The sequence below is a fragment of the Microvirga yunnanensis genome (assembly GCF_025460875.1).
The window spans coordinates 1-22,987 of record NZ_JAMXFI010000096.1 but is presented as its reverse complement, the minus strand read 5'-3'; the positions used below and the strand labels follow the sequence as shown (position 1 = coordinate 22,987).

General features: G+C 60.1%; 26 protein-coding genes and 2 pseudogenes. 22 read left to right on the top strand and 6 right to left on the bottom strand.

Going from position 1 to position 22,987, the window contains the following annotated elements; translation table 11 throughout:
- Positions 1 to 175: 175 nt before the first annotated feature.
- The 20 genes and pseudogenes from NF876_RS31925 to NF876_RS31835 all read left to right on the top strand — a co-directional run.
- The gene (locus NF876_RS31925; RefSeq protein WP_210806932.1) at positions 176 to 415 is read left to right on the top strand and encodes a hypothetical protein; all 240 of its coding nucleotides are present in this window, start codon (positions 176 to 178) and stop codon (positions 413 to 415) included.
- Entirely contained in the window at positions 412 to 630 is a 219-nt protein-coding gene (locus NF876_RS31920; RefSeq protein WP_210806934.1) for a hypothetical protein, read from the top strand. The genes NF876_RS31925 and NF876_RS31920 overlap by 4 nt, the downstream gene beginning before the upstream one ends.
- 714 nt (positions 631 to 1,344) lie before the next feature.
- Positions 1,345 to 1,719, top strand: coding sequence for a nitrogenase stabilizing/protective protein NifW (nifW, locus tag NF876_RS31915; protein ID WP_210806936.1), 375 nt, complete (start codon positions 1,345 to 1,347; stop codon positions 1,717 to 1,719).
- A 197-nt stretch (positions 1,720 to 1,916) separates the two neighbouring features.
- Complete coding sequence (locus NF876_RS31910) at positions 1,917 to 2,768, top strand: electron transfer flavoprotein subunit beta/FixA family protein (protein WP_114947316.1); 852 nt, start codon at positions 1,917 to 1,919, stop codon at positions 2,766 to 2,768.
- Between the two features lie 16 nt (positions 2,769 to 2,784).
- Positions 2,785 to 3,894, top strand: coding sequence for an electron transfer flavoprotein subunit alpha/FixB family protein (locus NF876_RS31905; protein ID WP_210806938.1), 1,110 nt, complete (start codon positions 2,785 to 2,787; stop codon positions 3,892 to 3,894).
- Positions 3,895 to 3,905: 11 nt separating this feature from the next.
- On the top strand, positions 3,906 to 5,213 hold the full coding sequence (locus NF876_RS31900; protein WP_114947338.1) for an FAD-dependent oxidoreductase: 1,308 nt from the start codon (positions 3,906 to 3,908) through the stop codon (positions 5,211 to 5,213).
- A 12-nt stretch (positions 5,214 to 5,225) separates the two neighbouring features.
- On the top strand, positions 5,226 to 5,525 hold the full coding sequence (locus NF876_RS31895) for a ferredoxin family protein (RefSeq protein WP_114947317.1): 300 nt from the start codon (positions 5,226 to 5,228) through the stop codon (positions 5,523 to 5,525).
- A gap of 279 nt (positions 5,526 to 5,804) precedes the next feature.
- On the top strand, positions 5,805 to 7,499 hold the full coding sequence (gene nifA / locus NF876_RS31890) for a nif-specific transcriptional activator NifA (RefSeq protein WP_210806940.1): 1,695 nt from the start codon (positions 5,805 to 5,807) through the stop codon (positions 7,497 to 7,499).
- Positions 7,500 to 7,617: 118 nt separating this feature from the next.
- Positions 7,618 to 8,673 carry an IS110 family RNA-guided transposase gene (locus tag NF876_RS31885; protein WP_210806942.1) on the top strand — a complete coding sequence of 352 codons (1,056 nt, stop codon included), beginning with the start codon at positions 7,618 to 7,620 and terminating at the stop codon, positions 8,671 to 8,673.
- A gap of 527 nt (positions 8,674 to 9,200) precedes the next feature.
- Positions 9,201 to 10,679, top strand: a complete 1,479-nt coding sequence (gene nifB / locus NF876_RS31880) for a nitrogenase cofactor biosynthesis protein NifB (protein WP_114947320.1) — start codon at positions 9,201 to 9,203, stop codon at positions 10,677 to 10,679.
- 33 nt (positions 10,680 to 10,712) lie between these two features.
- Entirely contained in the window at positions 10,713 to 10,919 is a 207-nt protein-coding gene (locus NF876_RS31875) for a 4Fe-4S binding protein (RefSeq protein WP_210806944.1), read from the top strand.
- An 83-nt stretch (positions 10,920 to 11,002) separates the two neighbouring features.
- On the top strand, positions 11,003 to 11,341 hold the full coding sequence (locus NF876_RS31870) for a nitrogen fixation protein NifZ (protein ID WP_210806946.1): 339 nt from the start codon (positions 11,003 to 11,005) through the stop codon (positions 11,339 to 11,341).
- Positions 11,322 to 11,534 carry a putative nitrogen fixation protein NifT gene (gene nifT / locus NF876_RS31865; protein WP_210806948.1) on the top strand — a complete coding sequence of 71 codons (213 nt, stop codon included), beginning with the start codon at positions 11,322 to 11,324 and terminating at the stop codon, positions 11,532 to 11,534. The genes NF876_RS31870 and nifT overlap by 20 nt, the downstream gene beginning before the upstream one ends.
- A 42-nt stretch (positions 11,535 to 11,576) precedes the next feature.
- Positions 11,577 to 12,137 carry an IS3 family transposase gene (locus NF876_RS43635; RefSeq protein ID WP_373371540.1) on the top strand — a complete coding sequence of 187 codons (561 nt, stop codon included), beginning with the start codon at positions 11,577 to 11,579 and terminating at the stop codon, positions 12,135 to 12,137.
- Positions 12,086 to 12,571, top strand: coding sequence for an integrase core domain-containing protein (locus NF876_RS31860; RefSeq protein WP_256439476.1), 486 nt, complete (start codon positions 12,086 to 12,088; stop codon positions 12,569 to 12,571). Before NF876_RS43635 ends, NF876_RS31860 begins: the two co-directional genes overlap by 52 nt.
- Before the next feature lie 491 nt (positions 12,572 to 13,062).
- Positions 13,063 to 13,497 (top strand): aldo/keto reductase, encoded by a 435-nt coding sequence (locus NF876_RS31855; protein ID WP_315974509.1) that lies wholly within the window; start codon positions 13,063 to 13,065, stop codon positions 13,495 to 13,497.
- 105 nt (positions 13,498 to 13,602) lie between these two features.
- The gene (locus NF876_RS31850; RefSeq protein WP_210806954.1) at positions 13,603 to 14,631 is read left to right on the top strand and encodes an LLM class flavin-dependent oxidoreductase; all 1,029 of its coding nucleotides are present in this window, start codon (positions 13,603 to 13,605) and stop codon (positions 14,629 to 14,631) included.
- 241 nt (positions 14,632 to 14,872) lie between these two features.
- Entirely contained in the window at positions 14,873 to 15,421 is a 549-nt protein-coding gene (locus NF876_RS31845) for a tyrosine-type recombinase/integrase (RefSeq protein WP_262272199.1), read from the top strand.
- Between the two features lie 258 nt (positions 15,422 to 15,679).
- On the top strand, positions 15,680 to 16,342 hold the full coding sequence (locus NF876_RS31840; protein WP_262266338.1) for a tyrosine-type recombinase/integrase: 663 nt from the start codon (positions 15,680 to 15,682) through the stop codon (positions 16,340 to 16,342).
- Positions 16,339 to 16,617 (top strand): annotated as a pseudogene (locus tag NF876_RS31835) (site-specific integrase); the annotation flags it as partial. The gene NF876_RS31840 and the pseudogene NF876_RS31835, both read left to right, overlap by 4 nt.
- Before the next feature lie 138 nt (positions 16,618 to 16,755).
- Here the strand turns inward: NF876_RS31835 and NF876_RS43875 are convergent.
- Positions 16,756 to 16,995, bottom strand: coding sequence for an IS66 family transposase (locus NF876_RS43875; protein WP_444547397.1), 240 nt, complete (start codon positions 16,993 to 16,995; stop codon positions 16,756 to 16,758).
- A 47-nt stretch (positions 16,996 to 17,042) separates the two neighbouring features.
- On the opposite strand from NF876_RS43875, the pseudogene NF876_RS31825 reads away from it, so the two are divergent.
- Positions 17,043 to 17,210, top strand: a pseudogene (locus NF876_RS31825) (integrase core domain-containing protein); the annotation flags it as partial.
- Positions 17,211 to 17,394: 184 nt separating this feature from the next.
- On the opposite strand, the gene NF876_RS31820 reads toward NF876_RS31825, so the two are convergent.
- From NF876_RS31820 to NF876_RS31800, 5 genes are all read right to left on the bottom strand, one after another.
- Positions 17,395 to 18,126 (bottom strand): recombinase family protein, encoded by a 732-nt coding sequence (locus tag NF876_RS31820; protein WP_262272198.1) that lies wholly within the window; start codon positions 18,124 to 18,126, stop codon positions 17,395 to 17,397.
- Entirely contained in the window at positions 18,119 to 18,337 is a 219-nt protein-coding gene (locus NF876_RS31815; RefSeq protein ID WP_210806958.1) for a hypothetical protein, read from the bottom strand. Before NF876_RS31815 ends, NF876_RS31820 begins: the two co-directional genes overlap by 8 nt.
- A 999-nt stretch (positions 18,338 to 19,336) precedes the next feature.
- A complete protein-coding gene (locus tag NF876_RS31810; RefSeq protein ID WP_262272200.1) occupies positions 19,337 to 19,891 on the bottom strand; it encodes a transposase in 555 nt (184 codons plus the stop codon).
- 14 nt (positions 19,892 to 19,905) lie between these two features.
- Positions 19,906 to 20,448, bottom strand: coding sequence for a helix-turn-helix domain-containing protein (locus NF876_RS31805; protein ID WP_210806962.1), 543 nt, complete (start codon positions 20,446 to 20,448; stop codon positions 19,906 to 19,908).
- Between the two features lie 641 nt (positions 20,449 to 21,089).
- The gene (locus tag NF876_RS31800) at positions 21,090 to 21,593 is read right to left on the bottom strand and encodes a phasin family protein (RefSeq protein WP_210806964.1); all 504 of its coding nucleotides are present in this window, start codon (positions 21,591 to 21,593) and stop codon (positions 21,090 to 21,092) included.
- Between the two features lie 1,045 nt (positions 21,594 to 22,638).
- On the opposite strand from NF876_RS31800, the gene NF876_RS31795 reads away from it, so the two are divergent.
- Positions 22,639 to 22,987: helix-turn-helix domain-containing protein (locus NF876_RS31795; protein ID WP_262272197.1), on the top strand; the 349-nt coding region annotated here is incomplete at its 3' end.

The window sequence follows — 22,987 nt, the reverse complement described above, 5'->3', positions numbered from 1 at the left end:
GCGCGATGACGAGCATCCACCCGACGTTAGCTTCACGATGGCAGAGAAGCTGAAAATGGCCGGGTCACTCCCGACGGCCGGCGTCACCGAGATCGACACCGGCAGGGCCATGGACGCAGACGAGACCGAGGCAATTCGCGGTGCGTTTCACCGTTGGACTCACAGGAGGTAGCGGATGACATCGCAGGATTTCGACCCGGCTCACGAGCGCGGTGTCGGCGCCGTTACTCGATCGGTGCCTGCCCCGAAAATCCGGCTGATCGCCAAGCTCAGGCTTTATCAGGGAGAACCGCTTCAGGTCACCGAGTGCTTGGCCGCGCGGGCCGCCGCCCCTAGCTTCTTCGTCGCGGCGGGGGCGAAGATGCATTGCCTACCGACCGCTACCATCTCGCCCGAGTCATCGAGAAAGCCGTGAGCGTCGGCGATGTGGCGCTGGATGAGGTGGCCGCCGCGACAGCCGTCCCCGACGGCACGAGCATAGGCCTCAAGCTTGCAGCGTCGTCTGGACTCGACGCCCATGTTGTGCGGGCCGCCCGCCGGCCGACAGCAGCCAGCAAGCCGCTCGTCGGGGGCGTTGTTTTCACCTATGAATCCGGCGGCCAGGACAAAATGGGCCCTCACTGCAGCTGAGCTGGTCGAGCTCTTCGACAGCCTGTGCAGCGAGGTTGCCGGCGGAACCGGGGAAATCGGTTGAGGCCAGGGATGTCATTTATCCTCACCACCACTCCTTCCGGCATAGCAGCCGAGCGACGCGACGTAAAAGCCGTTCCCTCGTCCTTGACGGCCATGCTCCGTGAGGAAATCGCCTGCGTGAAGGCGCACGACCTCGCCCCGTGTGCGGCAAGCTCAAAATTATGCTCATTTATCCCGGAGTTCACGTGAGCATCCGGCACCGGATCACTAATGAGTTGTGGCGGCAGGGCTCCCCAGCGTGCTTGCCGATCTGGGCGCTCCGTCTCATGACGAATGTCGACTTCCATCCGGACGCAATGGTCGGCCAGCGCTGCCTGATCGTTCATGGCACCCGTGCCGTCGTCGGCAAGAGCGCCGGAGTCGGCCGTTATGTGGCCTCCTCCGACAGTGTGACACTGGTCGTCATATCCTGTGCGCCAGGAGAGCGCTGTTCGGCCCCTGTGAACTCAATGCAGCGGTCACCGAGTAGGTCCTGCGTCAACTGACGGCGGTTGACATACCCAGCCGCATTGTTACTTGCCGACCGGCCGGAGACGCGATGTCCTGGCTCGTCAACCCTGTCTCGCTCCCCGAACTGAGGCTTTCGCAGTTGCAACGTCAACTTACCACAAAATCGCCCGAGCCCACCATTGTCGATCAGGAGAGAATGCAATGAGCATCGGTCCCGCTAAAATCCGTCACATCGATGTTCTCGCGCAACTCGAGGATCTGTCGAATGCGGAGGAGTTCTTCGCGGTCCTTGGCGTCTCCTATGATCCGAAGGTGCTCAAAGTCTCAAGGTTCCATATTATGAAGCGTATGGGGCAATACCTCGCCGCAGAGGACTTCTCTAAAGTTCCCGACCAGGTGATCGCGGCGCGGGTGTGCGCCATATTGGAACGCGCCTACGAGGACTTCGCGAGTTCCTCACCGCTCAAGCACCGAGTCTTTAAAGTGCTTCGAGATCACGATCCGGACAAACCTACCGCTCGGAGCCGCACCTTCATCCCACTCGATTCCGTCTCGACGCTGTTCGGAAAGATATGAAGGCGACACGATTTCAATGAGACAATGTCGAGAAGCTGACAAGTTAAGTCATCACGATGGCATATTTAGAAGAAAGAAATGTGATTTCAAAGACATAGAGGAAGGCACCATGACTGGTACGAATGATGCTAGGTAAGGACTAGGTAAGGAAATGAACCCACAAGCCCGCATCCGGATAGTAGCCTAGCGAGACCGCCATGCACATCGTAGTCTGTATTAAGCAAGTACCGGACTCGGCGCAGATACGCGTCCATCCGGTGACAAACACGATCATGCGTCAGGGTGTGCCGACGATCATTAACCCTTATGACCTGTTCGCCCTTGAAGAGGCACTTAGATTGCGCGACACCCATGGCGGTGAGGTCACTGTGCTCACCATGGGGCCACCCATGGCAGAGGATGCGCTGCGCAAAGCGCTCACCTACGGGGCTGACCGCGCGGTGCTCTTGACCGATCGGTTTTTTGCCGGCTCCGACACGCTGGCGACATCCTTTGCTCTCTCCCAAGCAATCGTGAGGGTTGGCCAGGCTTTTGGTACCCCAGACATCGTCTTCACTGGCAAGCAGACTATAGACGGCGACACCGCCCAAGTCGGGCCCGGAATCGCAAAACGCCTGGACCTGCTCCAGCTCACCTATGTCGCGAAGATCGCTTCTGTTGATCCCCTCGCGCGCGAGATCGCGGTGGAGCGCCGCTCGGAAGGCGGCACGCAAATGCTGAAGAGCAGGCTGCCTTGCCTCATCACGATGCTGGAGGGCACCAATGAGATCCGCCGCGGCTCTCTCGCCGACGCTCTGCGCGCTGCGCGCAGCCAGGTCGTGAAGTGGAGTGCGGCTGACGCCGGGATCGAGGACCTCACTAAATGTGGCCTGCGCGGCTCTCCGACGGTCGTCAAGCGCGTTTTCGCCCCTCCCTCGCGGGCAGAAAAGGCAATGCAAATCGACACCACCGACAAGACGCTGCGCGACCTTGCCAACGAACTGGCCGCTACGATCCTGACCCGCCAGCCAGCGCTGGAACACGAACTGACCTTCCGCGACGGCGTGTGACGCCAAGGAGCAGACGATGTCGACTGCGAAGCGAGAAACCCCTCCTCCCGCCGCCGGCCGCGCTGGCATGAAGAAGGAACTGCCCGAGCATTTCAAGGATTACCGGCACGTCTGGGTCTTCATCGAGCGGGAGCGTGGGCAGATCCATCCTGTCTCCTTCGAACTGCTCGGCGCAGGTCGCAAACTCGCTGACAAGCTCGGCGCCCAGCTCGCGGGTGTCGTGCTCGGGCCGCCGGGAGAGGCCACCAAGCATGCCGTTGCCGAAGCTTTCGCTTACAATGCTGACCTTGTCTACGTCGTAGAGGCGCCGCTGCTGGCCGACTACCGGAACGAGCCTTTTACCAAGGCGATGGCGGATCTGGTCAATACCTACAAACCCGAGATCCTGCTCCTTGGGGCGACCACGCTTGGCAGGGATCTTGCCGGCTCTGTGGCGACGACCTTGCTGACAGGACTCACGGCCGACTGCACGGAACTCGATGTGGATACAGACGGTTCGCTGGCCGCAACGCGACCAACTTTCGGTGGTTCTTTGTTATGCACGATCTACACGCTCAACTACCGACCGCAGATGGCAACGGTGCGACCGAGGGTAATGGTCATGCCGCAGCGGGTGGACAAGCCGGTCGGGCGTATCATCAAGCACACCCTGTCGATGGCCGAGGAAGAAATCGTTACCAAAGTCCTCGGCTTCCTGTCCGATGGCCAGTCGACAACGGCAAAGCTTGCCTATGCCAACGTCGTGGTTGCCGGTGGCCTCGGTCTCGGCTCGGCGGAGAACCTGCAGCTTGTGAAAAATCTCGCGCGGGCGATCGGTGCCGAATATGGCTGCTCGCGCCCGCTGGTACAGAAGGGCTGGATGCCCGCTGATCGGCAGATCGGCCAAACCGGCAAGACTATTCGGCCAAAGCTTTACATAGCGGCCGGGATTTCCGGTGCCATCCAGCATCGGGTGGGTGTCGAGGGGGCCGATCTGATCGTGGCCATCAACACCGACCCGAACGCCCCAATCTTCGATTTCGCCCATGTCGGGGTCCTCACCGATGCGCTTCGCTTCCTGCCGGTATTGACGGACGCCTTCACCGAGCGGCTGTCGCCGCACAATCGCGGCAATCTTGCGAGCTAATGGACGCGGTCATGACCGAGCAAAAATTCGACGCCATTGTCATCGGGGCCGGCATGTCCGGCAACGCAGCAGCTTACACGATGGCAAGTCAGGGATTGAAGGTGCTGCAGTTGGAGCGCGGTGAGTATCCGGGCTCCAAGAATGTTCAGGGTGCCATCATGTATGCGGACATGCTGGAGAAAATCATCCCGAATTTTCGAGATGATGCCCCCCTCGAGCGACATCTGGTCGAGCAGCGCTTCTGGATAATGGACGACACGTCCCACACCGGAGTGCACTATCGATCAGAAGACTTCAACGAGGTCAAGCCTAACCGCTATACGATTATCCGCACCCAGTTCGACAAGTGGTTTTCGCGCAAGGTACGCGAGGCCGGCGCGACGGTTCTGTGCGAGACGACGGTGACGGAACTCGTCCGCGATACCAAGGGTAAGGTAATCGGTGTCTGCACTGACCGCGCTGGCGGAGTGGTCTTTGCGGACGTCATCGTGCTAGCAGAAGGTGTTAACGGACTGCTTGGCACGCGGGCTGGCCTTCGCGAGAGCCCGAAGCCGGAAACCGTGGCGCTTGCCGTCAAGGAAATGCATTTTCTGCCCGAAGAGGTCATTGAGCAGCGGTTTGGCCTCAAGGCCGATGAAGGCTGCGTGATTGAGGCGGCGGGGACGATCTCCCGCAGCATGGCCGGGCTCGCCTTCCTCTACACCAACAAGGAATCGGTCTCACTCGGCATCGGCTGCCTCGTCTCCGCTTTTACCTCGACCATGGAGAGTCCTTACGTCCTCCTCGATGCTTTCAGAAACCACCCTTCCATCCGGCCGCTGATCGAGGGCTCGGAGGTCAAGGAATATGCCGCGCATCTCATTCCCGAAGGCGGCTACAAGGCGATTCCGCAGCTCTTCGGCGATGGTTGGGTGGTAGTAGGCGATGCCGCGCAATTGAATAACGCCGTTCACCGCGAGGGCTCGAACCTTGCCATGACCTCCGGCCGCATCGCCGGCGAGGCAATCGTCCAACTCAAAAGCCGCATGGATCCAATGACCAAGCAGAATCTTGCCCTCTACAAAACTATGCTGGACGAGTCCTTCGTAGTCAAAGACCTAATCAAATACAAAGACATGCCAGCTCTGCTCCATACCAATTCCCGCAATTTCTTCATGACCTACCCACAGCTGATGTCGAAGGCCGCACAGAACTTCATGCGGGTCGATGGCACCCCGAAACTCGAGAAGGAAAGGGCGACTATTGCTGACTTCATCAGGGCACGGTCGCGCTGGGGTCTGGTCAGCGACGCAGTCCGCCTAGCATTCGCCTGGCGTTGACGGAGAGACGAGATGACGACTATAGTGACGAAGTTACGCGTCGAGGACAAGCTTTATCAGAACCGTTATCTGGTTGACTCAGGGCGCCCCCATATCAAAGTGAGACCGCACGAGAGGCCTAGCGCGACCCTACTGGCGCTCACCCGCGTCTGCCCGGCCAAATGCTATGAGTTGAACGACAGGGGCCAAGTGGAGATTGCCGCCGACGGTTGTATGGAGTGCGGCACCTGCCGGATACTCTGCGAGGCCAGCGGTGAAATTACGTGGAATTATCCGCGTGGCGGCTTCGGCGTCCTCTTCAAGTTCGGATGACTGGTGTACGTATTGTTTCAAGAGCGTGAACCGGGAGACACCCGCAATTGCGATGAAACACCGCGCAAAAATTTGCTAAGAGCGCTCTCCCCGTATAAGAACTGTCTCCTAATCTAAGATGGGCGCCAGAAGATCATGTTCTTGTAACTCACAATCCAAATGGTACTTAGGGGGACCATCCTAGATAAGCCCTGAAGGATTTCCATCACCCACATGCTGCGGGATCGGGTCTATGAAGTAGGACCGCGGAACACCCGGCCTGAACCAACGATCAAAGCCATGTACAAAGCAGATCAATTGCTCACGGGAATCTACGAGATATCGGAGGTCCTAACTGCCCCAAACCGGCTGGAGATCACGCTCGCCAATGTCGTGGGAATCCTCCCCTCGTTTCTACGAATGCGTCACGGAGCAATCCTCGTCGTGGATGCTGAAGGAGAGACAGAGATTGCCGCTACTGCTGGCAATACCCACTCGCTTCAATCAGGCACTCGTTACGTCATACCGCAGGCTGTAGTCAACGAAATCGTCGCTACGGGGACGCCGCTCGTCATCCAGGATGTCCGCAAGTCCGAACTATTTCAGGTCGACTTTCAATCGTCTTCAAGCGGGGAGCCCCTTGCAATTACCTTCATCGGCGTTCCGATAAAGGCTGAGCACAAGATCCTTGGGACATTGTCGATCGACCGCGTCGCGGATGGCACCACCAGCGTCCGTGATGACGAGGAAGTAGGCTTCTTGACCATGGTCGCCAACCTAATCGGGCGGACCATCCGACTCCATCGCACCCTGAGCATGGATGGGCAGCGGCTTACCGGAGAGACACGAACACCAGAGAAAGCACTCGACAAGGAAAGGACCGTGCCCGCCCGGCTTCATCGTGCCAAACTCGACTGGATTATCGGTGAAAGTCCCGCAGTCAAGCAGGTGCTCGAAACCGTTTCGGTAGTAGCACAGACGAATACCAGTGTGCTTCTGCGGGGTGAAAGCGGCACCGGGAAGGAATTCTTCGCACAGGCCATCCATAAGCTTTCACCGCGGGCGAATAAGGCTTTCGTCAAATTGAACTGCGCTGCACTGCCTGAAACTATTCTGGAATCGGAGCTATTCGGGCATGAAAAAGGTGCCTTCACCGGGGCTATCTCGCAACGCGCCGGCCGTTTCGAGTTAGCGAACGGTGGAACCCTGCTTCTTGATGAAATCGGCGAGATTTCGCCTGCCTTTCAAGCCAAGCTGTTGCGCGTCTTGCAGGAAGGTGAGTTGGAGCGAGTCGGCGGCACCAGGACGCTAAAGGTCGACGTCCGGCTCATATGCGCCACCAATAAGGACCTTGAGACAGCTGTCGTGAACGGGGAGTTTAGGGCCGACCTCTATTACCGAATTAATGTGGTGCCGATTGTCCTACCACCGCTTCGAGAGCGCCCCGGCGATATTCCACGCCTCGCGAGAGCCTTCCTCGACCGGTTCAACAGGGAGAATCATCGCGAGCTCGCCTTCGCGGCGTCGGCGCTCGACCTGGTCTCGCAATGCTACTTCCCTGGCAACGTCCGCGAACTGGAGAACTGTGTGAGAAGGACGGCTACACTTGCGCATTCGAGGACGATCACTCCGTCGGATTTCGCCTGCCAGAACAGCCAGTGCCTTTCTTCACTCATCTGGAAAGGACCTAACCGTTGGAATGGCGGCAGAGCCATCAACGAGCTCGCCCACGGCACCATTATGCCGGCTGGATTGCCGTTGCCGGTTAAGCGAACTGGCGCTACGGAGGGCGATGTGCCGGCCGATGATGCTTGCGGACCGGACGGTCTCGCTCGCCCGATAGTGGGCTCGCGCCTTACGGAACGCGACCGGCTAATCGACGCAATGGAGAAGGCCGGTTGGGTTCAGGCCAAGGCGGCGCGTATTCTCGGCCTCACGCCGCGGCAAGTCAGCTATGCTCTGCGCCGGCAGCAGATCGAGGTGAAGAAGTTCTAAACGTCCTGGTGACGTCAGACGCCAGACTGGAGATGCACCTAATGGGATGGTCCGGCCGTGCTCCTGCCCCGCTTGTTCGTAAGCTGTGGGGCTTTAAGCCACGCAAGGGGCACGTCCCATGTCACGGTCTTCTTCCTCTTCCGCCATTGCCACGCTCGGTGTCGATCTGGGCAAGAACAGCTTTCACCTCGTCGGCCAGGATGAGCGCGGTTCCATCGTGCTGCGGATCAAGCTCTCCCGCGCCCAGCTCACGCCGCGCCTGGCCAATATCCCGCCGTGCCTGATCGGCATGGAGGCCTGTGCCGGGGCTCACCACATCGGCCGCCTGCTCCAGGCACTGGGTCACGAGGTACGCCTGATCCCTGCTCAATACGTCAAACCCTTCCTCAAGGGGCACAAGAATGACTACCGTGATGCCGAAGCCATCGCAGAGGCGGTGCAACGGCCCACCATGTCGTTCGTGGCGATCAAGACGCCGGACCAGATGGATCTGCTTGCCCTGCACCGCGTGCGCTCGCGCCTGGTCAGCAAGCGCACGGGCGTCACCAACCAGATCCGGGGCTTCCTGCTCGAGCGCGGTATCACCGTACGCCAGGGGCTTGCGCCCTTGCGTCAGGCCCTGCCAGGCATCCTGGCTTCGTCCTCTGATGCCCTGTCGCTGCGCATCGTTCATCTCATCGCCGATCTGGCTGAGGATTGGCGTCAGCTCGACGAGCGCATTGCCGCGGCCTCGGCCGAGATCGAGGCGCTGGCCGCCCAAGACGAGCACTGCCAACGCCTAATGAGCGTGCTAGGTGTCGGGCCGATCATCTCCAGTGCCGTGGTGGCGGCGATCGGCACCGGGGCCGGGTTCAAGCAGGGGCGGGACTTCGGCGCCTGGCTCGGGCTGGTGCCCAAGCAGGAGTCGACCGGCGACCGCACCATCCTGGGCAAGATCTCCAAACGCGGCAACAAGTACCTGCGGACGCTGTTCGTGCAGGTAGCCCACATTGTTCTGGTGCGCCGCCCCCACGGAGCGAAGCTCGGCCTGTGGCCCTGGATAGAGGCTGCGGGACGGCGGCTGCATCGCAACATGCTGGTGATTGCGCTCGCCAACAAGCTCGCCCGCATCGCCTGGGCGGTGCTGGCCCGCGGACATGCCTACCAGCCGAGGAGTGCTTCCCATGCCGTCTGAGGTGATCTTGCCCGTGAGCCTTTCCGGAACGGGTTCGCATGAACCATCAACCCTGAGGGTCGAACGATGACAGCCTTCCGACAACCGGCAGTTTCCCGCCGAGGTTTGCGAGAGGATGAAGGAGATGGACGAACGGTCTGCCCGGCGCAACCACAGGACTGGGTGCCATGATGGCCCATTGAGGTCTTGCAGCTAGCGAGTCTTGGATGCGCGCGGATACCCATGCTGGCCCGGAGCTGAGGCTCCACACCGAGGCCGAATACATTGATGCAGCTCTCACGTTTGTCACTCTGCCAACATCTTGCGACGCACGGCCGGACCATACATTGTGGCATTGGAGGTGCCTGAGACACCGGGCCTATCGCAATCCGATTCGCCTGTACATTGTCGAGATCCTGACGAAATGGTGTCGGAGCAAACCAGCAGAATCGGACATGAAAAGCTAACACACTGAACTAAATCCGCTTTTGAACTGGCGTGGCTCTTGCGTGCTGAACTGTCACGTTCACCCAAAACGGAGCCGTTTGATGTCCGTACCGCCGATTTCGCTTGAAAGCCTGACCAGCACGACATCGTTCGACCAATTGTTGACAAACGCAGTATCCATTGGCTGCGCACCTTCACCCTGTGGCTCGTCCGAAAAGCCGGACGACGTGAATCCAGCTATCTGGGAGAAGATCAAGGATCACCCCTGCTTTTCAGAAGAGGCGCACCACTATTTCGCACGCATGCACGTCTCCGTCGCGCCAGCCTGTAATATCCAATGCAATTACTGCAATCGCAAGTATGACTGCGCCAATGAAAGCCGGCCTGGGGTCGTCTCGGAAAGACTGACGCCAGACCAAGCGTTACGCAAGGTGATCGCGGTCGCCAACGAAGTGCCTCAGCTTTCCGTTCTCGGCGTCGCCGGACCCGGCGATGCCTGTTACGACTGGAAGAGGACAAAGGCCACCTTGGGGCTGGTCGCAAGGGAACTTCCCGACATCAAGATGTGCATCTCCACCAATGGGCTCGCGCTGCCGGATCATGTCGCCGAGCTTGCCGACATGAATGTCGATCACGTGACGATCACCATCAACATGGTCGACCCGGACGTCGGAGCAAAGATATATCCGTGGATATTTTACGACCACCGTCGCTACACCGGCATCGAAGCTTCCCGGATCCTGCACGAGCGGCAGATGCTTGGCCTGGAGATGCTGACGGCGCGTGGTATCCTTACCAAGATCAACTCGGTTATGATCCCCAGCGTCAACGACGAGCACCTGATCGAGGTGAACAAGTGGGTCAAGGAGCGTGGCGCGTTCCTGCACAACGTCATGCCGTTGATTTCCGACCAAGCGCACGGGACGTATTACGGCTTGGCCGGGCAGCGCGGCCCGAATGTGATGGAGCTGAAGGCCCTTCAAGACCGTCTGGAAGGGGGCGCCAAGTTGATGCGCCATTGCCGGCAGTGTCGGGCCGATGCCGTCGGCCTGCTCGGCTCCGATCGCGGACAGGAATTCACGCTTAGCGAGATTCCCAGCGAGGTCACTTACAACGGCAAGCGCGGGGCGTACCGCGAGGTGGTCGCCGGGGAGCGCGGAGCACACGTCGCGGCCAAGGTAGCGGCGGCCGCTGCAGTCAAGGCAGCGGGCTCCCGAAAGTCGCTTCTCGTGGCAGTGGCAACTAAAGGAGGCGGCCGCGTCAACGAACACTTCGGGCATTCAAAGGAACTCCAGATTTATCAGGCCTCACCGGAGGGAATCAAGCTCGTCGGGCATCGCAAGATTGCACAATATTGCCACGGCGGCTGGGGCGAGGACACAACTCTCGACGACGTCATCGCTGCGCTTGAAGGCATAGACATCGTGCTGTGCGCTAAGATCGGAGATTGCCCCAAGGATCAGCTCACGGCGGCCGGAATTCGAGCAACGGACGCTTACGGCTATGACTACATCGAGACCGCGATCAGCGCACTTTACATCGCTGAACTCGGTGTAGAGCCACTGGCGGCGATTGCCTGAGCCGTCTCATACCATCCGAAATAGGAGAAAAGAATGGCCTTTAAGATCATCGCATCCCAGTGCACTCAGTGCGGTGCCTGCGAATTCGAATGTCCATCCGCCGCGATCAAGTTCAAGGGTGATACCTACGTGATCGATCCAGACAAGTGCACCGAATGTAAGGGGGCATTCGATATACAGCAATGCGCCTCGGTATGTCCGGTGCCGAAGACCTGCGTTGCCAGCGGATCATCAAATTGACTACTAGCACGGCTAGGGTCATCTCCTAAGGATGACCTTAAACCTCCCTATTGGCAACCTGCAGCCGCCAGAAAGGAACGGCCATGGACCTCGGACGCGAACAGGAGGTCGAAATCCGCAAGCCCCCAGAATTTGGGCTGGGTGAGCGGGTTCGTGCCAGGATCCACATAAAGAATGACGGCACTTATCCTGGTAGAGAGATCGGCGAACACCTAGTGCGGAAGGGCGACGAGGGCTATGTGCGCGATATCGGCACCTTCCTCCAGCAGTTCTACATTTATGCGGTCGAATGGGTCGGTCGCGGTACCGTCGTCGGCATGCGTGCCCGTGAACTAATAAGTCTCAGTAAAGGCCCCCTGACAGCGCCGAAGTTACTGCAGGGTCGAGCGAAGGAACAGCCAGATGAAGATCATGATCCGTAGATCCAGCGCCGGCTTGTCGGCGTACGTTCCCAGGAAAGATCTCGAGGAGCCGATCATCAAGGTTGAAAATGAAAACCTGTGGGGCGGGACCGTAACGCTCAGGAACGGCTGGCGATTTGTCCTGCCCGACCTCCCTCAGGAGACGCGTCTGCCGATCACCGTCGAGGCGAGGAAGATTTCAGATCAGGACTGATGCTGTGGGTTGACAGGACGAAAACGGTAAGATGATACGAGCATGAAAACGATACTGACCTCTGGCCATCTCTTTCTCATTAGGAACCGTGATGCCGGGCAGTCACCCGACCTTGTATCGATGGAAACAGAAGTACGGCGGCCTCACCCTCGACAAGGAGATGCTTTCAGAGGCCATCCGCCCAAAACTATGACGCCTGCTCGGGGCCGGGAGATCGTCGACTTCGTGCGGACTGTCTTTCGGGTGTCGATCCGCCGGGCCTGCCGGGCTGTGCCGGCGCCGCGCTCGACGTATCACTACCGCTCCCGCCGCCCCCAGCAGGCTGCTCTCCGCAAACGCATCCGCGGGGTCGCTGAAGCGCGCGTGCGCTACGGCTACCGCCGGATCTGGATCGTGCTCCGGCGCGAAGGCTGGCCGATCAATGCCAAGCGCGTCTACCGGCTCTACAAGCTCGAGGGATTACCATGCGCCACAAACCACCCCGGCGACGGGTTGCGGCCAAGATCCGCGAGGACCACTCACCGGCTACCGCCCCCAATTAAGTCTGGGCGATGGACTGGATGTACGATCAGCTCTTCGACGGGCGGCGCATCTGGGTCCTGACGATGCTCGACACCTGGAGCCGGATCTGTCCCGTGCTTCGGGTGTGCCGGATCGCCACCCCATGGGAGGTGATCTCAGCCCTGGACGAGGCGGTGCGGCGGTTTGGGAAGCCCAAAACTATCCGGGTTGATCAGGACTGCCAGTTCACCTCGCGCGAGCTCGACCTGTGGGCCTATTCGCATGGGGTGGCGCTCGACTTCAGCCGGCCCGGCAAGCCGACCGATAACGCCTACATCGAATCCTTCAATGCCCGGGTTCGGGCGGAATGCCTGAATCAGAATTGGTTCAGGGATCTGGACGACGCGCGCCGGAAGGTGGAGGATTGGCGGGTTGATTACAACGAAGTGAGACCGCATAGCGCAATCGGTGATAGGCCACCGATGGCTTTGCTCCACCAGGCCTTAGGCGCGCCTGAGGCTGTTCCAGGACCGTAGATTCTCCCACGATCCGGTCCAACTTCGGGGATGCAGCGTTCCATCAAAACAATCAATTTTACCACTCTTTTGGAATGTTGCATAGACAGCAGCACCTGGCGCGCACCGAACGGGCCACTGCTTCCGTCGCGTGACGGGTGACCCAAAAAGGGCCTGACAAGAGGAAGACTTCGCAAGCACTCTGAGGTGCGATGGAGACTATGCCGGGAACATGAGTTGCAACTAGTCAATTCTATGCAACCAGGAGCCCTTGATCAGGCACCCAAACGCGATGAGGGGCAATTTTCGCGACGCGGCTCCGTTGAGTGATGGCGCCGTGTCCGCGTTGAAACGTGTGATAGGAAGGAACATGAGGGCAGACCAACTTACGAAGCAAATCAACGCCAACATTGAGAATCGTACTGAGTCGTCCCACCGGGCGACTTCGGCTGCAGCTATATCGGAAAGCGGCGCGATAACTACCGCCACAGAAATGCCCCCGCTCGGCCTCGATTTGCTGGGTTTGCGTTACTCGACCGCCGTCCCGCGCGGCGGAGGCTGGGGCGGCCGTCGAGTACAGCATCCCCCTCCTGTGCTATGGCACAGCGGCTGGCGGCCTCCTCGGCGACAAATGGCTTGACGGACCGGAACCGCCGGAGCAACTGGAGAATCGTTCGTTGGCGAAGTACGGCATCATCGACGACCTCGGCGGCTGGGACCTGTTCCAGGCCTTTTTGACGATGCTACACCAGGTCGCGGATCCTCATGGGACCGACGCCGTCACGGTCGCTAGCGCTGCGATGCTCGAGCGACCAGGCGTGGCGACTGTCATCATCGGTACGCGACCGCTCTCATCTGGTCTCGAACGTCGCCATCTCTGGCCTCGCCCTGACCGCCGAGGACGTCGACCTTATCACCGAAGCGCTGGCGGAAGCGAGGGAGCCTGAAGGCAATGTCTAGGGGCTGGAGCGCGACGACCAGAACGGCAGTCGCGCCCGCGAATTGTGGTTAACTTGAAGCCCGGTACACGGATGTAAGTTGGAGAAAGTTGAATGAGAAAAGCCTCACCTTCTAAGCTAATGTTCGGCATCTTCGATCATTTGGACGAGAACGGCAGCGCCATTGCACAACAATACGCCGACCGCCTCAGGCTGGCAGAAGCTTGTGACGGACTCGGCTTTTACGCTTACCATCTAGCGGAGCATCATTGTTCGCCACATGGTAGGGCCCCGTCGCCGAATCTGTTCTTGTCGAGCGTCGCACAGCGTACCCGGCAGATTCGCGTCGGCCCACTGGTCATGCTGCTTAGCCTTCATCATCCGCTACGTGCATTTGAGGAGATCTGCATGCTCGACCAATTGAGTGGTGGCAGGGTCGAGATGGGTATAGGGCGCGGCTCTCTTCCGACCGAGTTAAGTTACTTCGGGATAGGTGCGGACGCGGTGCCAGAACGCTATCTTGAAGCGAGCAAAATTCTAACGGAGGCGATGAGGGGCGGCACCCTTTGCTATCAGGGTCACCATTTTCAGCTAGACAACGTCCCGTTGACACTGAGGCCTCATCAACGCCCGCACCCGCCGATATGGATCGCCACCAACCGACCAGAGTCTGCGCGCTGGGCCGCTTCAAACGGCGCAAATATTGCATGTGTAGGACCCGCGTCGTTTGTTCGCAAGATTACTGAAGCATATCGTGCCGAGGGAGGACTCAATACGGGCATGGACGGCCAGCCACCATTTCTTGGATTGCTTCGCATGATTGTTGTCGGGCAGTCTGAAAACCATGCATACTCGCTGGCGGCTCCTGCTTTCGGACGATGGCTTGAAAACTTCAAATTCCTGTACCACCGCAACGCAATTCCCGTTCCACCAAATCTGCCCCCGACCTTCGAGGCCGCAATCGAGAGCGAATTGTGCGTGGTAGGAACGGCGGCTTCTGTGCGACAGGCTCTGTTTGATCAGTTGGAAGAGGCGGGAGCCAACTATCTTCTTTGCCAGGTCGCGTTTGGCGATCTGCCCTTCGACATCTCACTTTTAGCAGCAATGACCATCAAATCCGAATTGATGGACCGAACTGCATGAGTGCGATCATCCCCGAAGAGGCTATCTAGAAAGGCCGTTTCTTCGCCTTGTCGCATGGATCGGCAGGATCCGTACCCGAAGTCGGATACGATAGGAGATCGTCCTCCTTTTCTTGCTCTCGGATGTGTACCTTGCCGTTCACAGACAATGCAACTCGCTAGAGCATCGGACCGGAAACCTGACTCCTGGGCTTCTGTACGAGACCGATCTGTGATTCACTTGCTGGAACGGGAGGTGGATCATGGGTCGCTGCTATTCTCTCGATCTGCGGGTGCGGGTGGCTGGCTTTGTCGAGGCGGGCTATTCCTGCCGGGCAGCCGCCGAGCACTTTGCCGTCAGCGAGAGCTTCGCCCTCACGCTGGTGCGGCGCACGCGGGACACCGGTTCGCCGGCGCCGGCCCGTCAGGGCCGGCAGCGAGCACGGATGCCGATTCCTCCGGACGTCGGCGCAGCCATCGTTTCCTACTTGCGGAATGGCCGCCCGACCTCACCGTGTCGCCGGCTGTTTCTTCGCACATTGGCGCCCCTTGTCGGCTTCGCCTCCGGCTATGCCATCACGATGGTCGCCAAGATGGCGCTCGAGCGTGCCGGGATCAGCGGCTACGCCCACCAAGGGGCCCATATCTTCCGCCACAGCCTTGCCACCGAGCTTCTCCGCTCCGGCGCGACATTGGCGGAGATTGGCCAATTGCTTCGGCATGAGAGCCACGACACGACGCGCATCTACGCGATGGTGGACATCGAGACGCTTCGGACACTAAGCCTTCCCGGGCCGGGAGCTGTGCAATGACCCGTCTACGGTCCGCACTTGAGCAGTATCTGAGCATGCGCCAGGGCCTCGGCTACAAGTACGAGCATCAGGCGCGGCGGCTTGCCGACTTTGTCTCCTTCATGGAGCGCCACAAAGCCGCAACCATCACCACAAAGCTGGCCGTAGCCTGGGCGACCCTGCCAGCCGATCGACACGCATCTTGGACCTTGCGCTTGACCGATGTGCGCGGCTTCGCGCCATCTCGCGAACATCAATCCCGAGACGGAGGTGCCGCCTGTGGGGATCTTGCCGCCCCTGAAGCGCGCCAAACCCTATGTCTATAGTGAGGTGGAGATCGACGCGCTCTTGACGGCGGCGCTGGCCCTGCCGCCGGCAAACGGTCTACGACGATGGACCTATTACTATCTGTTCGGGTTGATCGCGGTGACAGGCATCCGTCTGTCCGAGGCGATCGGGCTTTGCCGCGATGGTGCCGACCTGGACGAGGGCGTGCTGACAATCCGGCAGAGCAAGTTCGGCAAGTCGCGCCTTGTGCCCTTGCATGCGACAACTTGCGCGGCTCTCCGCAGCTACGCCCAGCGGCGGGAGGCTCATCTTGGATCGGACTGCGGGTCGCACTTCTTTGTGGCCGAGCGCGGCGGCCGCTTGCTCCACCAATATGTCCATCGTGCCTTCTGGCGTTTGTCGCGTGAGATTGGATTACGATGTGCGGGCGATCGCACGGGGCCTCGCGTGCACGATTTTCGGCATCGTTTCGCGATCCGGACGCTTTTCGGCTGGCATCGCGAGGGGTTCGATGTCGAGCAGCGGCTCCCGATGCTCTCCACCTACCTCGGTCACGCCTGCGTGCGCGACACCTATAGGTACCTGTCGGCCTGTCCGGAGTTGATGGAAGCGGCAGCACGGCGCCCCGACCAGCGGTGGGAGGCCAAGCCATGAAGCAGAGCTGCAATGTCGCTCCCCTAATCGAGCGCTACTTCACCGGACGGCTCATGCGCCAGCGCAACGTCATTGCCAACACGATCGCATCGTACAGAGTCACGTTCCGGCTGCTGTTCAAGTTTGCACAGGTGCGGCTCCGTATGCCGCCGTCCGCGTTGGCCATCGATGATCTTGATGCACCGGTCATGAGCGCGTTTCTCGCTGATCTCGAGACGAAGCGAGGCGCCAGCGCGAGGACGCGCAATCTGCGCTTGACGGCCATTCGTTCCTTTTTACGGTTCGTGTCCTTCGAGGAGCCGGCGCGTATGCGCCCAACACGCTGCCTCAGTCGCCGGGCCGATCGCACGACCCGGTTCATACAGGTCCGAAGCCGGAATAGGCGTCCGCCTGCAGAAAGCCACTATAGCTCTTCAGGAACGATTGCGGGTGCTCACCCTTGCGATCGGGCGAGTAGAAATACACGGCCGCCGACGGATCCGCCCCGGCAATGGGCGGTCATTACGCACCACGGTCCAGAGCCGGCCGGCCTTCGCATTGCCTTTGGCCAGCACCGGCACCGGTGTGTCGTCGGCGTGCAGCCGCTCAGCCATTATTACTTGGTCGGCGATTAGCGCACTCAAAGGTTGGGGTGCGACCGTAACAGCGCCCATCCAATCACACAGGGTGAAAACACAGCCGCGACTTGTATCTGTGAGAGTATGCCAAAGACGTGGCGCTGGACTTCTCCCGCCCCGGCAAGCCCACCGACAATGCTTATATTGACGCCTTCAACGGCCGCTTTCGGGCCGAGTGCCTGAACCTGCACTGGTTCCTGACGCTTGCCGACGCCCACGAAAAGATGGAGGATTGGCGCAGATACTACAACCTGCATCACAACACCCATCTGTCTATGTCATTGATGGAAAGAGAGGTTGTTGATCGGGATGCGGCCCGTGGGGTATTTTGCCGAGCGCTCCACTCGTTGGCCAACCTCGTTCGCCGCTGATCCATCAAGATCGGCGCGGCTGAAGATCCAGGGACCATCCGCATGCGGATGGATGGCGGTAATCTCACCACGCTCGGCGGCCAGCCTGAGTCCCATCATTGGGTCGGCGCCAGATCACATCGCCGTTGGGCTGCCGGGCCGGCAGATCGAACCCGTGCTCGTGGAACCACAGCAGAGCCTGGCGGGCGCTGCCCAATTCCGCCACCCTGTCGAACACCAGCACGATCGCGTCCTGCACCCGCTGGTCCAGATCCTTCTCCCAGCGGTCGCCAGCCTTTACGAACCCGACCGGCGCCGTGACGAGGAGTTCACCGCGTTTGGCTTTCTCGTAGCGCGCCGTGAGCGAGCGCTGACGCAGGAGATCGAGTTCATACTCATTGAGGGAACCCTTGAGCCCGAGCAGCAACCGATCGTTGCCCTGCCGCGGGGCATAGACCGTCTCCTGGTCAATCAGCACCGTGTCGACCACGCGGCACATCTCGATCAGTTGCTGCCAAACGCGGCTGTTGCGGGCAAAGCGTGACACCTCGCGGGCGGCCACGGCGCCGACTTTGCCGAGGCAGACTTCGGCCACCATGCGCTCGAAGCCGGCGCGGGCGGTGGTGCCGGCCGCTGGCCGCCCGAGGTCGTCGTCGACGGTTTCGATTTGCGCCCAGCCCAGCATGGTCAGCCGATCCCGCATGGCGTACTGGAGGGTGCTGCTCTCGCGATTATGCAGAACCTGATGAGCGGAGGACTGGCGAACATGGAGGATCGCCTTGCGCTCCAGATGGTGGGGCTGGATCTTGTCAGTCATGATCGCGCTCCTCTGCCTGTCCCGGACGGCCGTCGCGGACGTGTTCGAGGATCAGGCGAACCATCAGGTTCGTCAGCGCCTGCTGCGTCTCCGCAGGCAGGGTCTGCCAGTCTGGCATCCGCGGCTGGCCGCCGTCGCTTGGCTGGGCAAACAGGTCGAACTGCTCTGGTCTGGACCGAAGGATATGATGAGGGCTGCTCTGGCGTCGCATGGGCCTCTCCCCGATTCCCGTCGTGAGAGATCCAGTTTGCCGCCGCAGCCATAGGAGTCGACGGTGCTCGCTTCAACACATCAGCCAGCAGCGCCATCAAAGCCTGGATTGCGGCGATCTCCACCTGAGGAGCGAGCTCAACTCGCATCGGCGCGCACACGGCTCGATCGAGCATCCAGAGAGGGAGTTCCAATCTGCGGGACGGATCACCCTCGTGGCGGCAGCGAACACAATCGCCAGCGGCCTTCTCGACGATCTCATCAAGCTGGACGATGCACCCGGCCCAGGGATGCCACGGATACAGAACCTCGCGCTCTTCGGTCCTGTGGGCGTTCCGTCGTCGCTTTGTACAATGAGGATCGGCCACATGGGGCGCTTGGGCATAAGCCGCCGATCTCACTGCTGAATCACGGCAGAACAGCCAGCCTGCCGCCGTGAGAAAGGCCGGAAATCTCTAGCCTCCGGCGATCCGAAGGAGGGGCCCGGCCCAGTCCACGAATCCCTCGACCGTCTGCGGAACTCGGACGGGATTGCATCTGACGCTCTCGCTCCTCTGCCCAAATTTGCCGAGAAACAAGACAAAGAGCTGTGCGATCCGTCGAGAGATGGAACGGGCACCAACTCCCGCCCGCCGGATGGCGACGACTGGAATGACATCCAAGAGGAGGTGATAGCCGTAACGGCAGGACTGAAACATGTGGCCGATGCACTGGTCGCGTCCTCTCCATTAGATCCGAAGGGTCTCAGCGACCATGATCGCTGCCGTATCCTCGAAGAAATGCGCCGCCGTGGCTGGGCGGTTGCTGCTTATGACGTCAGCGACGTCGAGGCTCTATCAGCGACGAGGTCGATCGGGCTCCTACCGACGAAGCGATCCGAACCTGGTTGAACGAAAACCAGGAAGAGCTTCAGCACGGCATGTGTGCGGCCATGCACGAGGCAGTCAACGCCGAGTGGAACCGGACTGAGGACTGAGTCCTAAGTGGTGCATCCGGTAGGTCATGCGGCCCTCGGCAGGAGGGCGACGCCGGGGGAGCGGCGGGGCCGATGGCGGCGCCGCTGAGCCCAGACGAAGGGATGGCGGTGTGCATTCCAGTAGATCGTCGAGCGGCGGATCGCATCGACGATCTCGTCCCAGGTCTCAAAGCGCCGGCCCGCCAACGCCAGCGAGCGCAGGATCTTCCACCACGGCTCGATCAGGTTGAGATAAGCCGCGTATTTGGGCTGGAACACCATCTCCCAGCGCGGATGCGCCACCAGAAACAGCAGCACGTCCGTGGTGCGATGCGAACTCAGGTTTTCCATGATCGCGTAGACCCGCTTGGTCGTGCGCGGGATCCAGGTCTCAGCGTGCTCCAGGAAGTCGACCCAGTGCGCGCCGCGACCAGGATAGGGATGCGTGAAGGCCTCGCCCGTGGCCGGGCAAAAGGCCCCAAAGATGTAGCCCTTGGCGCGCCGACCATAGTCGATCTCCAGCTTCGCCCGTTCGGCCGGTCGCGTTCGGCTCTGCACCAGCGCATGGCCTGCATAACTCTTGGCGCTCACCGGTCCCATCTCGTCCAGGCAGATCACACAACTGCCCGCAGGAGGCACCGTGTAGAGGGTTTCGATCGCCCCCTTTTTTTCGCGAATTCCGGATCGACCCGCTCGCCGAACCAGGTCTCATGCCGGCTCCAGCGCAGGCCCTCGTGGAGCAGGATCTCGTCAATGCGACTACGCTGCACCGTGATCCCCTTATGCTCGTGCAGGTAGGCGGCCAGTCGATCCAAGGTCCAGGCGGCAAACGGCAGCCCGAGCGTCTCTGGCTTGGCCAGCGCACTCGCAATCACGGTGGCGGTTTGCTCAGGCGGATAGGTGGGCGGGCGTCCGGAGCGATGCCGATCCTTGAGAGCCTCCACTCCCTCTGCATTGAAGCGGTGGATGCGCTTGCGCACCGTCTCGGCATCCAGGCCCAGACGAGAGGCAATGGCAGATGCGCTTTCCCCGTGACGGGCGCGCCAGATGATTTGAGCCCGTTGCACCATCTGAGCCGGAGCGGTGTGCGCGTGAGCCAACGTCTGGACCCGTGCACACTCCTCAACGGTCAAATCCCGTAAGCAGATCGGTGTCATAGGTCACCTCCCGCCAGCAAGCCGCGATTATACCCCCTGAACATGCCGGATGCACCACTTAGCCCAGAAAGAAGCCACAGCCTGACGTCGGCCAAGCCGCCCCTCGCACCGAGAAAGACATTTTCCCGCGCCGATTTCGTTTGCCCCCTTCAACGAAGATTCCGGACCATGGCTTATCCCCCGATTGCAATTGCGAACACGCTGATCGCCCGTCATGCCGCCTCGGGCGGTATCACGCACAAGCAAATCCAGACGCTCTGCTATCTGCTCTATGGATGGTCGATCCCGATCCTGGGAAAGCCGCTCCACCCTGAGCGGCTTGCGTTGGATGATCGATGCTGGCGTGTGAGGGCGCGGGCCCGCCGCTCACTGTGGCCTCGGGCTGCTTGCACGTGGCGCACCACCGGCTTGAACTCCCACACCTGATCCGGCTCGAAGCCGACATGCTGCTTCTTCCCCCGGTAAAACCTCTGCTCCGAGATGCCTAGCGGCGGAGCATCAGGTCCAACCGCAGGGAAACCAATGTGTTACTTACCAGCACGCAAAGGTCTTGTGAGATGATGACCAAGCCCTACGGCGTGTTTCCGAGGAATGGCCGTAAGCCATTCCTCGTTCTATCGACCTACCATGCTCTGCTTTGATTATAGCGCAGAACCGCGGGCTTCTGCCCGCCGTTCAGGACCTCGGCCACGCGAGCCTGGTCCGACGGAGGCCAGAGCCACCTCGAACATCTCCTTGATCGGCTTTCCGATATCGAACAGAAACTTACCGGTGAGGACCTGAAGTTCCTTGGCGTGGTCAAAAGCCATGTCGACACGTTGCCGGGCATATTTTGACTGCAATTCAACCATTTGCGACGGCGTCCTTGCGGCAGCTAGAGCCTGTAGATGAGAGAGATCGGCATCGCTCTCGGCCTGTAGGGCTGTGATCGATCGTAGTGATAGTTCGTTGCCTGCTCGAGCCGTAGTCTCAAAAAGTTTTGTCATGACCTCTTGAGCTTCGTGAGCGCCTGAGGCAAATTTTGAAACACTGCCTGCCAGCCGTTCGCTTCCATTCCCGACAGCACGATCATGATCGCTCGCTTTGGCAGAATCTATGGTTCGGTTGTCAATCGTTTCCGTGGAGCTGTCTGTAGTCTTGGCCATGGTGTTCTCCAATGGAAAAGTGCAAGGGGCAAAAAACCTTCGTTTGGTTGCTTTCCCTTGGGTCTTGCTTCGTTTTGGCCGGCGCGTACGCCAACCCGCTAAATATTTGTTCTCTCTGGACTGCTTATTCTTGTGTTTAATCTCTGAATGACTCTCCCCCAACTCGTAACCCCAATGCCCAACAGGCTTCTGTCACGTAATGTCGTTCGCTTCTCGAAGTCTCACTCCTCGGCTGGGATCGGAAGAATCCCGATAAGATGAGCCAAAACGCTGCAAATGCGGCCGCCCCGCGATCATTACGTGCATCTCAATGATCGGTTCGCCAAGGGCGGGACCGCTCTCGTGCTCCTTTGTTTCAATTGACAACACTCTTGGCCTGACGAACTAGGTATAAGCCGTTGATCGCGAGAGTTTGCTCGCATTAGCGTGATGCTTCGGCACGGGCAGGTGAGTTGCAGATCGGCGGCTCACCAGAGCGGCCGCGAGAGCCAGAGAGACGACGTGGATCTGTTGCGCGAGGCATACATTAAATTCCTTCTTCGACTTGGCGGACGCCTGCAACTGCGGACATCCCTCCGAATGATAGGTTTCAAAATCTGTGCCACTTCGGCAGTCAGATACGAAGAATGAAATTCCGCCTTTCCCCTCCGAAGGTTAGCCCGCGATACGTTGCCGTGTGGCCGCGTATGGAGATTGACAAATGCGACGTGCAATTGTTGGGAACGTTTAACTTGAGACGATTGAAAAGCCTGTTCATCCACGCCGGCCGATCCATCTAAAGAAAGGGCAGAATTCCCCTACCTAAAGTGATCGACCTATAAAACGCGAAGACGCCAGACCGACAGAGATGTACTCCAGGAAAAGCGTCGATGGTGGCGGCGCGAGGCGGGAAAACAGCATCCGATTGATCGAGGTGCTCCGCCTCCTGTTGTTTGTAGCCCTGCTTGCCGCCTTGGGCACACCACTAGAAGGGCGGCACGCTCTATTGATCTTCACGCACCGGGTGTAACATAGGGCAGTGTCCGTCATCGTGAGGAGGTGCGCGATGGAAGGCAACGTTTGGCGACCGACACACGTGACGGCAGAGCAGATGGAGGAGCGCCGCCTAACAGCCGCGGTGCTGTTGCGCCAGGGGCAGTTCTCGCAGGCCGAGATCGCCCAGCATGTGGGGGTCAGTCGCGCCAGTGTCTGCCGCTGGGCCGCCACGCTCGTCCAGGAGGGCCCGCGCGGCCTGGAGGCGCGCCCCAACCTCGGGCCGCCCCCTCGGCTCGATGAGAAAGCCTGGACCCGCTTGAGCCGGCTCCTCGACCGAGGGGCCATCGCGGCCGGCTTTGCCACCGAACGATGGACGCTCAACCGCATCGCGGCCGTGATCGAACGCGAGTTCGGGGTGC